Source organism: Chitinophaga sp. 22308 (genome assembly GCF_052045305.1).
In the GTDB taxonomy this organism is placed as follows: domain Bacteria; phylum Bacteroidota; class Bacteroidia; order Chitinophagales; family Chitinophagaceae; genus Chitinophaga; species Chitinophaga varians_A.
This window is the reverse complement of the sequence record NZ_JBQEOP010000001.1, coordinates 1,291,187-1,306,704: the sequence shown is the minus strand read 5'-3', so window position 1 is coordinate 1,306,704 and position 15,518 is coordinate 1,291,187. Positions and strand designations below refer to the sequence as shown.

Below are 15,518 nucleotides of genomic sequence, written 5' to 3'. Positions count from 1 at the left end.
AAAACAATTCTAAACTTGCCTTACTTTGCCAAATAATTTTTCAAAAGGACAAACTATCATATGAAGGTTTTCAAGTTTGGCGGCGCAAGTTTAGAAAGTGTTGAACGCATTAAGCAAGTAGCACAGATCGTCCAGTCATTTCCGGACGATAAACTCCTGATCGTTATCTCAGCCATGGGGAAAACGACCAATGAACTGGAAAAGGTAGCGCAGAACTTTTACATGCGTAAAAGGGAGATCGCTGCGCAGTTGCTGTACAATGTGGAGCAACACCATATCCAGGTGGCCGAGTCCCTGCTGGGTACCCGTCAGCATCCGCTTTTTCAGCAGCTGCAGCAATTCTTTACCGAAGCGGAATGGACGCTCGGCGAGAAACCACTGCGGACGTATGACTACTACTACGATCAGCTGGTGGGCATGGGCGAACTGCTCAGCACCGCCATCGTCAGCGCCTTCTTTAACACCATAGGTTTATCCAATACCTGGGTAGACGTCCGGGACGTGTTCCGTACCGACGACAACTTCCGGGATGCCAATATCGACTGGGCCTTTACCCAGAAACAGGTGACCGACAAAGTGGTGCCGCTGTTCAATCAGACCAACATCGTGATTGCACAGGGCTTCATTGGCAGCACCGACCAGAACGAGAGCGTGACCCTGGGCAGGGAAGGCTCCGACTACTCCGCGGCCGTATTCGCCAACATGCTCGACGCTGAAAGCCAGACCATCTGGAAAGACGTGGAAGGCCTCAAAAATGCCGATCCCAAACTGTTCCCCAATACCGTCAATATTCCGGAGATCAGCTATGGGGAAGTGATTGAAATGGCCTATTATGGCGCCCAGGTAATCCACCCGAAAACCATTAAGCCTTTACAGAACAAACAAATACCGCTGCTGGTGAAATGTTTCCTTGACAAGAACCTGCCCGGCACGGTCATCAAGGAACAGGCAGACACCAAACAGCTGCCTCCCATTATTGTACTGAAAAGGAACCAGGTATTGCTGACCCTTACCTCCAAAGACTACGCTTTTATCACGGAAGATAAAATCAGCGATATCTACGAAACTTTCCACCGGCTGAAAGTGAAGATCAACCTGATGCAGAATGGCGCCATCACCTTCTCCTGCTGTATTGACCACAACCCGGAAAAGATCGAGCTGTTGATCAAAGCACTGCACAATGACTTTAAAATCTCATATAACGAAGCCCTCGAACTGCTGACGGTACGCTACTACCAGGACGGCCTCCTGGAAGAGCTCAGTAACCATCACACGGTACTGCTGGAACAGCGTTCCAACATCACTGTACAACGGCTCTTAAAGAAATAAAACAGACCATCGGCCATCACCCGGGAAGGGATGGTGGCCGATTTCCCCATCCCTTCCCGGCTCGATAACACCTCGCATAAATTAACCGCTTATCCCCGTATTTTAACAGCCATACCATTCCCCGTTTTAGAACAAACTCCCTGCTTAATTTTATATTGGTTTCCACTGCTTTGAGATTGGACATGTGCCCCTGCACCCCCTGGAAAAATTTTTTTTCGCCGGATGTGCAACCTTTTTTCAGACAGGTCGTCTTTAAGATGTTAAATGTGCTATGATATGAAAAAAGCCGCCCTGTTGCTGATAGTTACCTGCTGTATTGCACTGGTTGTCGCCTGCAAAGGCCTCCTGAAAGATATGGCACCGTTACAGAGCAGTCCACCAGACATACTGCCTTTATTTGTGATAACACATGCCAATTGCCCTGGTATTCCACCCGCTGCCCAGGCCAATGCCTCCGTTACCCCTGATAATGCGCAGCTGAAAACCGAACCCATTCAAGATGCTGTAAAAACTATATTCGATATATACCGTTCACAAAACCAGATCCGGCAGTAACCGACAGACTGTCTTCCTAATCACTTATTGGATCGCTTCTGAGAAAATCTAAACGATAGTATGAAAAAATTCATCGTCGTGCTGGGGATGCTTATGTCCGTTATCATGAGTTCTTTCGCACAAAAAAATACCACCGGCACCATTTCCTTTAAAATAACAGACGCCTCCGGCAAGGCACTTCCCTTTGCCAGCGTGCTTTTACGCAAAACAAAAGACTCCACGCAGGTAAAAGGGGAAATGAGCTCCGAATCCGGCGAAGGCCGTTTTGAAAAAATACCCTTTGGCCAGTATTTCCTGCAGGTATCACAGATGGGTTTTACCACCCACTATGCCGATAATTTTACGATAGACGCCTCCCATGCCACTGTCAGCCTACCGGCCATTGCCCTGCAGCCGCTCTCCAAAAGCCTGCAAACGGTGAATGTGACCGCTACCAAACCCTTCATCGAAAAAAGCGCCGGTAAGACCGTGCTCAATGTGGAAAACAGTGTTACCGCTGTAGGCAATACCGCGCTCGACATCCTTAAAAGAGCCCCCGGCGTACAGATCGACAACAATGAAAACGTGAAAATGAAAGGGCAGACAGTGACGGTGATGATTGATGGCAAACTCACCTACCTCAGCGGCGAAGACCTGACCAACCTGCTGAAAAACACGCCCGGCGAGTCTATCGCACAAATAGAAATCCTGACCAGCCCGTCTGCCAAATACGACGCTTCCGGCAATGGCGGGATCATCAACATAAAAACAAAGAAAGGCAAGCTCACTGGTATCAATGGTACCATCAATGCCACCCTGTCACAGTCCCGCTACGGCACTTACAGCGCCAATGGCACTTTCAACTGGCGCACCACCAAATTCAACCTGTTCGGAGATCTCGGCAGGACCGACCGTAATTTCCAGATCACCCGTAAATACAGCAGGGCATTCAACGACAAAGGCGTTACCACCGAACAGACGCAGGACATCTTCCAGCGGAACCGGTTCCAGCGCAATGCCGCCAAAATAGGGCTCGATTATTTCCTGAATGACAAACACACGATAGGTGTATTGGTTAACGGATTCAAGAACCGTTTCAATAACCAGATTTACAGCAATACCAATTTCATGAACACCCCGGGCGCCCCGGCCGATTCCATCGTAAACTCCTACACGACCAACAACAACCATTTCAATAATATCGCCATCAACCTGAATTACAAGGCAGTATTGGATACCGCCGGGCGCGAATACAGTGTGGACGCGGATTATGCGCGCTTCAACGCCGACCGGTCCCTCGTACTGAATGACAGTATGCTGGACGTAAAAAGCCAGCGCGTACGCAACCCGAACGGCATTCGCAACCAGGGCGGCACACAAATCACCATCAAAAGCCTGAAAGGCGATTTTGCCTGGCCGCTGGGCAAAAACGGAAAAGTGGAAGCCGGTTTAAAAGCCAGCCTGGTGACCACAACCAACAGACTGGCTTATGATTCCCTCAAAAACGGCGAATATATTTTTGCGCCCAGCCAAAGCAATGAGTTTAAATATCAGGAAGATGTATATGCTGCCTATGCCAGCTACAAAAAACAACTGACGCCTAAAACCGGTATCCAGGCCGGGTTAAGGGTGGAGAACACCAAATCCGACGGATATTCCGTTACGCTCAAAAGCCAGGTGGTGCGTAACTACACCGACTTCTTCCCCAACCTCACCATCGATCAGAAACTGAACGACAACAACAAAATCAGTCTCGCTTACTCCCGTCGCATTGAACGCCCGGAATACAGCCAGTTGAACCCGTTCATGTTCTACCTCGACAGGTATACTTTCTTCCGCGGCAACCCATACCTGCAGCCGCAATATACCAACAATGTGGAGCTGGCGTATACTTTCAAAGACAAATACATCGCCACGCTGGGATATAACCGTACCACCGATGTGATCAACGAGTTCCTGTACCAGGACGACAGCGCCAAAACATCTACCAGCACACTGATGAACTATAAGAAAAGCCATGTGTACAGCCTCGCGGTGACATTGCCTTTCCAGGTCACCAAATGGTGGATGAGCGACAACAACCTGAATGCTGCTTACAACGACTATTACTTCAACAACAACAAGAACCAGGCGGAGATGACCAGCAGCTTTACCTATAGCTTCAACAGCACCAATACCATTACGCTGCCGAAGGACTTTAAGCTGGAAGTAGCCGGTTACTATAACTCCCCTTTCGTGTATGCGATCTTCAAGGGTTATGCGGAGTACAACCTGAACCTGGGCATCCAGAAAACTTTCTGGGATAAAAAAGCTACCATCAAATTCAATTATAACAATATCCTGCGGAATGAATCCTACAGAGGTATTGCGCAATACAGTAACCTGGCGCTGCACATCTTCAACACATGGCAGTTCAGGACAGCCAGCATTTATTTCAGCTATCGCTTTGGCAACAGCAGTATCAAAGCTGCCCGCGACAGAAAAACAGGTACCAGTGATGAACAGAAAAGGGCAGGTTAAACAATCATTTTCATCATCTGCTGGATCAGTTGCATCATCGCGGTGGGATATATCCCCAGTCCTATCAATACCAGCGTCAGCAACATCAGTGTGATATTACCGGCTACAGGCAGCGAGGGCTTGATATAGGTCACCTCTTCTGTAGCCGGTGCTTTAAACATCATGGCGATAATGCGGATATAATAATACAGACCTATCACACTGTTGATGACCAGCATAAACAACAGGAACCACATGTGCCCGTTCACCCCTGCCATCACGATATAAAATTTCCCGATAAAGCCGGCCGTCAGCGGGATGCCCGCCAGCGACAGCAACATGGCGGTGAATACCGTGGCCACCCAGGGATAACGCCAGAACATACCGCGGTAATCGTCCAGTGTCTCTGCATCCTGTACACTACTGCTCATAACGATCAATACGCCGAAAGCCCCGATGCTGGTAATGAAATAAGCTACCAGGTAAAAAGAAATCGCCTCCAGCCCTGTCTGCACACCAGAAAGAAAAGCAACCAGAATGTAGCCCATATGGGCGATAGAAGAATAAGCGAGTATACGTTTGATGTTTTGTTGTGTCAACGCCAGCCAGTTGCCTACAAACATGGAAGCCACCGCCACAATGGCCAGCATCCACCATATCATCGAGTAGTCGTTGCCGTGAATGTCCACATAAAAACGGATCAGCACCACCAGCATCCCTCCTTTGGAAATAGTCGCGATAAACGCCGATACCGGCAACGGAGCGCCTTCGTAGATATCGGGCGCCCACATGTGGAATGGCACCACGCCCAGTTTGAAGCCGATGCCGATCAGCATCATACCAAAGCCGGCCAGCACGGTAACGGGTATATATCCGGCCTGCCGCAGCGCCGCGCCGATACCCGGAAAATCCATATGCCCCGTAAACGCATATACGAGCGCCATGCCAAACAGCAAAAACGCGGAAGACAAAGCCGCGAGGATAAGGTATTTGATGCCAGCCTCGTCTGAACGTTCACGCGCCCGGAGATAGGCGATCAGCCCATACAGGCTGATACTGAGTATTTCCAGGCCAAGGAACAAAGACATAAAGTGACGGCTCACCACCAGCACCAAAGCCCCGGTGGTGGCCAGCGGCAGCAACAGGTAATATTCCTCCTTCCGTTCTTCCCGCTCTTCAAAATAGTTGTAGGACAACAGTAAGATGATAAAACCCGACGTCAGTACCAGTCCGGTATTAAAGAGAGAAAACTCATCTACCACCAATAGTGGCGGCACCGTATGCGGGATATACAACATAGCCGGTATGATAGCCGTCAGCGCCATCAGGTAGGCCAATAGGGAAAAGGCGTACGTAATGCGGTGATTGCGCCGGATAGCAATCAGCAGCATGGAAATCACCACCGCGGTGAACAGGGTGATCAATGGTCCGAGGCTTATGAAATCAGCGAACGACATAATCATTTTTTTGAGAAGTATTCAAAACCGGTTGCGGATGTAACCCCAATAAAAGAATGGCCATCACCAGTGCTACAATGATCACCAGCTCCCGTTTGTTAAGGTCCGGCAAAACATATTGCCGGTTAGCCGGCCCGAAGAACACTTTTTGCATGATACGCAGTGAATAGGCCGTGGCCACCACCAGACCAATGGCCGCAAAAACAGTGATCCAGCGGTTGGCCTGCCAGCTGCCCAGCAGAATGAGGAATTCTGCTACAAAATTGCCCAGTCCAGGCAAGCCCAGCGACGCCATTACAAATATCATGGCCGCGCTGCCCATCACCGGCATCCTGGACCACAGTCCGCCCATCTCCTGTATATTACGGGTATGGATACGTTCGTACAATGCACCTGCAATGATAAACAAGGCACCGGTGCTGATACCATGCGCGATCATCTGCATCACCACCCCCTCATAAGCCAGTGCGTTGAAAGAAAAAGCACCGACCAGCACAAAACCCATGTGGCTCACGCTGGTATATGCTATCAGCCGCTTCAGGTCTGTTTGCGCATAGGCCAGCATACCGCCATAGATTATTCCCAATACCCCCAGGAACATGATCCACGGCGCAAAGTACACGGACGCTTCCGGGAACAACGGCAGCACCAGCCGCAGGATGCCATAGGCACCTGTTTTCAGCAGCAGCCCCGCCAGCACCACACTGCCGGCCGTAGGCGCTTCGGTGTGCGCATCAGGCAACCAGGTATGAAAAGGAACAGCCGGCAACTTCACCAGGAAAGCGATCAGGAAGCCCAACATCAGCCATCTGGCGGTTTCCTGCTGCATAGGGGTATGCAGCAGCGAAAAATAATCGTACGTATATACACCAGTGTTAGCGCCATGTATAAAGTACAACGCCAGAATAGCCAGTAACATCAACAGGCCGCCGGCCTGCGTGAAAAGGAAAAATTTGTTGGCCGCATATTCCCGGTTTTCATGTCCCCAGATACCAATCAGGAAATACATGGGTATCAACATCATCTCCCAGAAAAAATAAAAGAGAAAAAGGTCCATGGTCAGGAACACGCCAGTAATACCGGCCAGCACGAACAGGAGATTAAAATGAAAAAAACCTACCCGCTGATTAATTTCCTTCCATGATATCAACACCGCCAATGCTCCCAGGAAAAACGTAAGTACCAGCATCAGCAGTGACAAACCATCCATTGCGAGGTTTAGGCTGATACCAAAATGTGGCACCCAGTCCACCTTGTACCGGTATAACCACCGGCCGCCGGAAGCCTCCTGCGTAGCCCATATCTGACCAGTGACGGCCAGATCGACCAGCAGGCATGCCAGCGCTATACATCTCGACCACAGCGGATTCCGCGCGGCCGCTATCCAGGACAGCAACGCACCCGCCAGCGGAATGATGATCAGTAACAGGAGAATCATTGTTTGTTCATTTTAGCCGTTAACGTTAGGAAACCTCATGCAACCGCCATATCAATACCGACAAGATGGCCACCGCACCTAATACCACCCCCATGATGTACCATCGGAGTATGCCACTCTGCGTACGTGCCATAACGTTATGGCAGGCTTCCGTCAGCTGTGCCGCTCCGGTATATATTTTATCGATGAGATCTTTCCGGTTGATGTTGGACAGGTACACGAACGGCCTTACGATCAGCGCGTCATAGAGCGCATCGATGTCCCATCCACGCCGCCAGAAGCCCTGTAGCCATACCTGGCCGGGCATACTGAGGAAATCCACCATGCCCTGCGGCCTTTTCAAAACCCATACATAGGCGAGCCATATGCCCCCCAGCGCCAATACCGCCGATATCAGCTGGGAAGCCCATTCCAGGGCCACGCTTTCCTGTGCCATCTGCACTGCGGGCAATACCGGCGCCAGCCAGTTGCTGAACAACGTTACATGTCCCAGCGTATGGGGCAGTTCGATAAATCCGGCGATGGTAGAAAGCACCGCGAGTATGTACAACGGCACCATCATCACAGCACCGGGTATATGATGTACTTTCGTTTTGGCTTCACCGTAAAACACGAGAAAAAACATGCGGAAAGTATACATGCCTGTCAACAGCGCGCCCAGCACGCCGGCCAGCCAGTAGGCTTTATGCCCGCCAACGGCGGCCCATGAAAGCCAGATGATCTGGTCTTTGCTATAGAAACCCGCCGTTACAAATGGAATGGCGGTCAGCGAGGCGCAACCGATCAGAAATATCCAGAACACACCTGGCAGCATTTTTTTCAGTCCCCCCATTTTAAACATGTCCTGTTCGTGATGCAGTGCTACGATCACTGCACCTGCGCCCATGAACAACAATGCTTTAAAAAACGCATGTGTCACAAAGTGGAAAATGGCCGCCGACCAGGCGCCACAGCCCAGGGCGAGGAACATATACCCGATCTGGCTGATGGTAGAATACGCCAGCACCCGTTTGATGTCTGTCTGCACCAGCGCGCTGACGCCGGCCATGAGCAGCGTAACAGCACCTATAATGGCAGTAGCGGTTTGCGCGGCTGGTGATAGCCCAAATACCACATGCGTTCTCGCTATCAGGTACACACCGGCTGTCACCATCGTGGCAGCGTGGATCAATGCACTCACCGGCGTAGGGCCGGCCATGGCATCCGGCAACCATGTTTGCAGCGGCAGTTGTGCGGACTTGCCCACTGCGCCGCCCAACAACAACAGGGCTATAAGCGTCACCATCGGGTCTCCTTTATCCCACAGCAGCGGCGCCTCCCGTAACAGTTGCTGTATGTTAAGCGTGCCCATATATTCAAACAACAGAAATAAAGCGATAGCCATGGCGGTATCGCCTACCCTTGTCACCAGGAATGCCTTGCGGGCCGCGTAGTTATTGGCCGGATCTTTATACCAAAAACCGATCAGCAGATAACTGCAAAGCCCCACTCCTTCCCAGCCCAGATACAACAGCAACAGGTTATCTGCCATGACCAACACCAACATAGCCCCCACAAACAGGTTCATGCAGGCGAAAAACCGGCCATAATCTTCATCATCGTGCATATAACCGGTGGCGTATACGTGTATTAAAAATCCAACGATGGTGATCACCAGTGTAAATACCACCGACAGGGTGTCTATCCGGAAATCAATACCGGCAGCGAAGCCAGGCACCTGTATCCATTGCCATACATGCTGTACCAACGGCTCCTTCCCGGCGCCAGCCACCGTTGCAGCCGCCACCAGCGCCACTATGGCCGACAAGCCCACGCTGCCGCAACCGATAACGGTAACGGCACTACGGCTTATACGCTTCCAGCAAAGCATGAGCAGGCATGCGCCGAGAAAAGGAAAAGCAGGTATGAGTGCAGGCAACATCTGATAAAATTTTAATGGTGATAAGGATTCATTAACCATTCATCCTGCTGGCTTCATCACTGTCCAGCGTACGGAGCTGATGGTACAGCTGCAGAATCAACGCCAGCCCTACTGACACCTCCGCAGCAGCCATTGCCAGGATGAACATAAACATCACCTGCCCGTCGGCCTGTCCCCAGTGCGAGGCGGCCACCACAAAAGCAAGTCCCGCGGCATTGAGCATAATCTCTACCGACAGCAGCATAAAGATGATATTGCGCCGGATCAATACGCTGATCAGTCCGAGCACAAACAAGATACCGGCCAGTAGCAGGCCCGCCGTTGTTGGATGCAGGTTCATGTGTTCAGGTTATTTTCAAGAAATCGATGTAGTGTTTTCTTATGTTGCCGTCCCAGGTGATAAGCCCCTACAATGCCTGCCATCAGCAGGATACCGGTCAGCTCCACCGCTATCAGATAGGGACCGAACAAAGCCATGCCAACTTGTTTGGGCTGCACCACCTGAATACCGGCTGAAGGCTGCCTGTTTTGCAGGATCAGGTATAACAGTTCACCTAACAGCACTACACAAAATATCCCCGGCACTATCCATATCCGGGGCCGCAGCCAGGCCTTCTCATGCTCTGCAGTCTCCAGTCCCAGGTTGAGCATCATCACAAAAAATATAATAAGCACCATGATCGCCCCGGCATAAATGATGATCTCGAGCACCGCCATAAACGGCGCGCCATAGGTATACAATACAACTGCTACCGCCAGCAGCGATACCACGAGGTATAACAAGGCATGCATGATATTGTAACAGGTGATGACCCTTACGGTGGCCGCCACGGCTATCAGCGCAGCAACGATAAATGCGATGTCCATAACACTTCAGATTTATGGTAACAGGCTTTTGATATCTACCGGTGGTTCTTCATGCTCTGCGTCTCCTTTGTCTTTATCTTTAATAGCAAGGCCCGCCACTTTGTAATAGTTGTATCCCGGATACTTACCCTGACTGGGGATCAGCAGATCGTGCTTTTCATATACCAGGTTCTGACGGTTGTATTCAGCCATTTCAAAATCAGGCAACAGCTGGATAGCATAGGTAGGACAAGCTTCTTCACAGAATCCGCAGAAGATGCAACGGGAGAAATTAATCCGGAAAAATTCCGGGTACCGCCGTCCGTGTTCATCTTCTGTCGCCTGTAAAGAGATACAGTCTACCGGACAAGCCGCCGCACAAAGGTAACAGCCCACGCAACGTTCTTCTCCGTCAGGGTCTCGTGTAAGCGCGATACGCCCTCTCCACCGTGCCGGCAGCGGCGCCTTCTGTTCCGGATATTGATAGGTGTCCCGTTTGTGGAACATATGCAGAAACACCAGCCACATACTACGCAATAGACTAAACATACATTTGGGTATTTTGATATTCAGTTATTTGGATACTAACCAGAGCTTGATTGCCGCTGTCACCAGCAAATTCAGTAATGATAAGGGAAACAGCACTTTCCAGCCGTATTCCATCAGCTGGTCGTACCGCGGCCGTGGCATAGATGCCCGCAGCAGTATGAACAACGAAATGAAAGCAAACGTTTTAATGGCGAACCAGACGACAGGTGGCAGAAAGGATGGTCCCAGCCAGCCTCCGAAATACAGCGTCACCACCATGGCAGAGATAAGCGTTACGCCCAGGTACTCACCGATGAAAAACATACCGAACTTCATCCCGGAATACTCCGAGTGAAAACCAGCCACCAGCTCACTTTCAGCTTCAGGTATATCAAAAGGCAGCCGGTGGGTTTCCGCGATGCCCGCCACCATGAAGATGAGGAAGCCCAGCAACTGTGGGATGACAAACCACACGGTACGTTGCGATTCCACTATCTGTTGCAGGTTAAAACTGCCGCTGAGCACTACCACGCCCATGAGTGCCAGTCCCATGAACACTTCGTAGCTGATCATCTGTGAGGCGCCTCTCATGGCGCCCAGCAGGGCGTACTTGTTGTTGGAGGCCCAGCCGCCCAGCACGATGCTGTACACGCCCAACGATGACATGGCGAGAAAAAAGAGAATGCCGATATTCAGATCGGCCACCACGATGCCCGGCGCAAAAGGCACGATCACAAAGCTCATCAACACACTGGCCACTACCACAGCTGGGGCGAATACAAACACCACCTTGTCCGCAAACGGCGGAATCCAGTCTTCCTTAAAAAAGAGTTTCAGGGTATCAGCCAGCACAATGAACAGCCCGAACGGGCCTGCCCTGTTGGGACCGTAACGGTCTTGCCAGAGGGCCAGCATCCTGCGTTCCAGCCATATCAGTCCTGCGGCTGTGTTCAACAGTACAAAAAGTACTCCTCCTATAATCCACCAGGCGTTTATCATAGCTTTAAATTTTAACCAGTTGCGGCGCTTCCGCCACCTGCATATGCGGCAACCCTACCGGGATACCGGCGGCGCCTTTTTGCAGGGTGTCGTTGATGACGACCGGCAGCGCATACTGGTGCCCTTTGTCCATGAAATAAAGCAGATGTCCGGCAGCCACCTGAAAACGGCGTGCGTCTTCACTGTGCAGCATGATATATGGAGCAGGCATCCGTTGGGCAATGCCCGGCGTATGCACGCTCAGTTCTTCCGATCCGAAAATATGGTAGAGCGGCACCAGTAGCAGGTGGCCCCCCACCGGTATGAACGGGTCGGGTATATTGGTATAAAATTTCGTTTGACCGTTTACGTTAGGCTCCAGCAGGCGCTTGCCGGGGTTGCCACCGTGCAGGGGGCCGCCGGTTTCCACCTGGTATTTGTTGACCGATTGTACCGAGTTCCACCCTGGCGCCCAGAAGAAGGGAATAACGGAAGAAGGTGGTTCGCCGCGGTATCCTTCCATGGTGAAAGACAGCGCCGTGTCTGTATCTTCCGCCGGTTTGGGTTCGCTGACGTTTATATTGGCCTGCATAGCGGTACGGCCGCTGTAACGGTGTGGTTCGCGTGGTATCTTCTGCCCCGCGATCCTGAAATCAGCCGGAGGCGTGATCGTTTCAATGCCCGCAAATACCGGATAACGGGCCGCGATGGCTTTTAGCAGATCGTCGTAATGTAATATCGAGCGGAGGTGGGTATGGCCGCAGATATCGCCCAGCTGCAACAGCCAGCGCCAGCTTTCCTGTACGGCGCCCTGAGGATTCAGCACTTGCAGGAAACGTTGGGCACGGCCTTCATTATTGACCAGCGTGCCGTCTGCTTCCGCAAAAGTGCCGGCAGGCAACACGATGTTTGCCTTTTCTGTAGTGGGATTGTGCAGGTGGTCCAGTACAATTACTTCCTTACAATGTTCGAAGAACTGAATGGCCGTATGCTGGTCCAGCCGGCGGTACAAATCATTTTCCAGGACCAGCACTGTCTCCGCGCTGCCGTTTAATACGGCGTCCACAGCTGATTCCAGGCGGAGGCCTCCAAGCATTTCCAGGCCCATGCTGTTACATTCGGGCACGGTGAAAGAGAGCATCGCGTCGGCGCCTTGCTGTTTCAGGGCCCAGGCCAGGTTGGCCGCAGCCCTGATCACCTGTTCACTACCGCCTCCGTAGCCGGCTATTACCAGCGGTCTCTTCGCCCCCCTGAGCGCAGCAGCGATGGTAGCAGCGGCCTGTTTCCCTTCATCAGACATACCCGTCACTTCCGGTAGGGTACCGTCCAACAGATGACTAACAGCAAAGGCTATACGCGCAATATTGTCCGGCGCGGTATGATAGGCGCCGGTAGCCACTTCGTCAAGTTTAGTTTCCACCACGTTGAGGATAAAAAGCGGTCCTTTGTCTTCCTGTACGGCTTCCCGCACTGCTGCATCCTGCCACGCCGGTATGTGGATATTGCTGATCACATTTTCCACCGGCATACGGCGTACCGCCTGCCGTACAGACAGCGCCATCATAGGAGCGGTATTGGTCAGGTCTTCTCCCAATATCACCACCGCATCGGCGGCAGCAGCTTCCTGCATGGAAGCGGAACGCACAGGACCTTCTTTCAATAACTTCAGCATCAGCTGCACCAGCTCATGTTCTATCTCACCAATGCCCAGGTAAAAGTTATTTTCTCCCACCAGTTCTTTCAACACGTAGTTCGATTCCACAGAAGCCCGCGGAGATCCGATACCAATCGTTTTTCCCGGTTTCATGCGGTTCCGTACGTGTTGCAGCACGGGAAGGCCGTTGGCTTTATCATTCGGACCATGTACCACCAGCGGCTCGCGGATACGGTCTTTGCTGTTGACAAACTCATATCCGTAGCGGCCCCTGTCGCACAGGAAATAACCATTTACCGCGCCGTTGTACCGGTTGGTGATCTGCCGCAGGGAACCGTAACGTTCGCCGGCAATGATGTTACAGCCCAGCCCACAGCCCTGGCAGACAGACGGCGCTGTGGTCAGGTCCCATTTACGCGTATAATGCTGTTTGAGCGTTTTATCGGTGAATACGCCTGTAGGACAAACTTCCACCAGGTTGCCGCTGAATTCATTTTCGAGCGTACCGTCCTGCTGACGGCCAAAATAGACATGGTTATGCGCTGCAAAAACATCGAGGTCTTTGCCACCGGCAAAATCCTTATAGAAACGCACGCAGCGGTAACACTGGATGCAACGGTTCATTTCGTGGTTGATAAAAGGGCCGAGATGCTGATTGCGGTAGGTCCTTTTAGAGAAATGATAATCGCGGTAGGCATGGCCGGTCATAACGGTCATGTCCTGCAGATGGCAGGAACCGCCTTCATCGCATACGGCGCAATCATGCGGGTGGTTGGTCATCAGCCAGCCGATGACATGGCTGCGGAAAGCTACTGCCTCACTATCGTTAACGGATAAACGCATACCGTCTCTCACCGGCTCCATACAGGCCATCATCAGTTTGCCGCGGGTATCCTGTTCATCTTTAAAAATTTTAACAGCACACTGGCGGCAGGCACCTACCGAACCGAGGGCCGGGTGCCAGCAGAAGTAAGGCAGGTTGAGGCCGAGCGACAAACATGCTTCCAGCAGGTTTTTGCCTTCCTTCACCTCATATGGAATATTATCAATGTTGATGATGGGCATACGGACATTTTTTTTCTTTGATATGTTGTTCAAAATCTTCCCTGAAATATTTCAGGGCACTCTGCAGGGGCTCCATGGCCCCGGGCGCCAGGGCACAGAAGGTGTTGCCGGGTCCCAGCAGTTTGGTATGTCTTTCCAGCAATTCCAGGTCGGCCTGCTCACCGGTGCCATTTTCCAGCGACCATAATATCTTCTCTGTCCAGGGCAGTCCTTCCCGGCAAGGGGTGCAGAAGCCGCAGGACTCCTGTGCGAAAAAGTGTTCGAGGTTATGTACAAAACCGACGGGACACGTGTGGTCGTCGAGTACCACCATCGTGCCGGTGCCCAGCCTGCTGCCTGCGGCAGCCACGCCTGCAAAATCCATTTTCACGTCCAGGTGGGCATCAGTCAGAAAATCGGTGGACGCGCCACCTGGCAAGGCCCCGCGGAAGCGATAGCCGTTCCGCATACCGCCTGCATGTTCTTCCAATAGTTCGCGCATAGTAATACCCATTGGGAGCTCCCATGCACCGGGTTTATTGACCCTGCCACTGACGCCATAAATTTTCGTACCTCCGTCGGCTGTGTAACTCAGTGATTTAAACCATGCTTCGCCGTTATTGACGATATGCGAAATCCAGCTGAGGGTTTCTACGTTATTGACGATGGTCGGTTTTCCGAATAGTCCGCTTACCTGCGGAAATGGCGGCTTAGCGCGAGGGGTGGCGCGTTTGCCTTCGAGGGAGTTGAGCAGCGCGGTTTCCTCTCCGCACATATACCTGCCCACTCCGGTGTGCAGCTGCATTTCCAGGCTGAAAGCGCTGCCCAGGATGTTTTTCCCGAGATACCCGGCCGTATAGGCGTCGGCGATAGCACGGCGCATTTCACGGGCTGCGTCCTTGTAAGCCCAGCGCAGAAACACAAACGCATCCGTAGCCTGGATGGCATAAGCCGCGATGATCATGCCTTCCAGCAGCTGATGAGGATTACCTTCCAGCAGCCAGCGGTCTTTAAAGGTGCCCGGCTCCATTTCGTCTGCATTAGCGATCAGGTATTTGGGACCGGACACGTTCATGGGCACAAAACTCCATTTCACACCGGTAGCGAAACCAGCGCCACCACGGCCTTTCAGGTTAGCGTCCTTGACCAGGGCGCCGACCTGCGCCGGCTCCATGTCACGCAACGCTTTACGCAGGGCGGTATAACCACCCACGGCCTCGTACTCCCGGAGATGCAGGGCAGCGCCGTTTTCAGGAATATGTTGTGTGAGTGGTCTTTCCATTGTATATA

General features: G+C 51.9%; 12 protein-coding genes. 3 read left to right on the top strand and 9 right to left on the bottom strand.

What is annotated here, in order from left to right:
• The first annotated feature begins 60 nt into the window (after positions 1 to 60).
• From ACTJJS_RS05550 to ACTJJS_RS05540, 3 genes are all read left to right on the top strand, one after another.
• On the top strand, positions 61 to 1,329 hold the full coding sequence (locus tag ACTJJS_RS05550; RefSeq protein ID WP_440662792.1) for an aspartate kinase: 1,269 nt from the start codon (positions 61 to 63) through the stop codon (positions 1,327 to 1,329).
• Positions 1,330 to 1,605: 276 nt separating this feature from the next.
• On the top strand, positions 1,606 to 1,884 hold the full coding sequence (locus tag ACTJJS_RS05545) for a hypothetical protein (protein WP_440662791.1): 279 nt from the start codon (positions 1,606 to 1,608) through the stop codon (positions 1,882 to 1,884).
• A 60-nt stretch (positions 1,885 to 1,944) separates the two neighbouring features.
• A complete protein-coding gene (locus tag ACTJJS_RS05540; RefSeq protein WP_440662790.1) occupies positions 1,945 to 4,383 on the top strand; it encodes a TonB-dependent receptor domain-containing protein in 2,439 nt (812 codons plus the stop codon).
• Here ACTJJS_RS05540 and ACTJJS_RS05535 read toward each other — a convergent pair.
• Genes ACTJJS_RS05535 through nuoF form a run of 9 tightly spaced genes read right to left on the bottom strand, consistent with a single transcriptional unit; the run spans position 4,380 to position 15,510 of the window.
• The gene (locus ACTJJS_RS05535) at positions 4,380 to 5,819 is read right to left on the bottom strand and encodes an NADH-quinone oxidoreductase subunit N (RefSeq protein WP_440662789.1); all 1,440 of its coding nucleotides are present in this window, start codon (positions 5,817 to 5,819) and stop codon (positions 4,380 to 4,382) included. The genes ACTJJS_RS05540 and ACTJJS_RS05535 overlap by 4 nt on opposite strands.
• Entirely contained in the window at positions 5,806 to 7,257 is a 1,452-nt protein-coding gene (gene nuoM / locus ACTJJS_RS05530; RefSeq protein WP_440662788.1) for an NADH-quinone oxidoreductase subunit M, read from the bottom strand. The genes ACTJJS_RS05535 and nuoM overlap by 14 nt, the downstream gene beginning before the upstream one ends.
• A gap of 25 nt (positions 7,258 to 7,282) precedes the next feature.
• Positions 7,283 to 9,178, bottom strand: coding sequence for an NADH-quinone oxidoreductase subunit L (nuoL, locus tag ACTJJS_RS05525; protein WP_440662787.1), 1,896 nt, complete (start codon positions 9,176 to 9,178; stop codon positions 7,283 to 7,285).
• Positions 9,179 to 9,209: 31 nt separating this feature from the next.
• The gene (gene nuoK, locus ACTJJS_RS05520; protein WP_078670908.1) at positions 9,210 to 9,518 is read right to left on the bottom strand and encodes an NADH-quinone oxidoreductase subunit NuoK; all 309 of its coding nucleotides are present in this window, start codon (positions 9,516 to 9,518) and stop codon (positions 9,210 to 9,212) included.
• Positions 9,515 to 10,045 (bottom strand): NADH-quinone oxidoreductase subunit J, encoded by a 531-nt coding sequence (gene nuoJ / locus ACTJJS_RS05515; RefSeq protein WP_440662786.1) that lies wholly within the window; start codon positions 10,043 to 10,045, stop codon positions 9,515 to 9,517. The genes nuoK and nuoJ overlap by 4 nt, the downstream gene beginning before the upstream one ends.
• Before the next feature lie 12 nt (positions 10,046 to 10,057).
• Entirely contained in the window at positions 10,058 to 10,573 is a 516-nt protein-coding gene (gene nuoI / locus ACTJJS_RS05510; RefSeq protein ID WP_168868949.1) for an NADH-quinone oxidoreductase subunit NuoI, read from the bottom strand.
• Positions 10,574 to 10,597: 24 nt separating this feature from the next.
• The gene (gene nuoH, locus ACTJJS_RS05505; protein WP_168868950.1) at positions 10,598 to 11,551 is read right to left on the bottom strand and encodes an NADH-quinone oxidoreductase subunit NuoH; all 954 of its coding nucleotides are present in this window, start codon (positions 11,549 to 11,551) and stop codon (positions 10,598 to 10,600) included.
• A 4-nt stretch (positions 11,552 to 11,555) separates the two neighbouring features.
• Positions 11,556 to 14,249 (bottom strand): NADH-quinone oxidoreductase subunit NuoG, encoded by a 2,694-nt coding sequence (gene nuoG, locus ACTJJS_RS05500; RefSeq protein WP_440662785.1) that lies wholly within the window; start codon positions 14,247 to 14,249, stop codon positions 11,556 to 11,558.
• Positions 14,230 to 15,510 (bottom strand): NADH-quinone oxidoreductase subunit NuoF, encoded by a 1,281-nt coding sequence (gene nuoF, locus ACTJJS_RS05495; RefSeq protein WP_440662784.1) that lies wholly within the window; start codon positions 15,508 to 15,510, stop codon positions 14,230 to 14,232. The genes nuoG and nuoF overlap by 20 nt, the downstream gene beginning before the upstream one ends.
• Between the last annotated feature and the right edge of the window lie 8 nt (positions 15,511 to 15,518).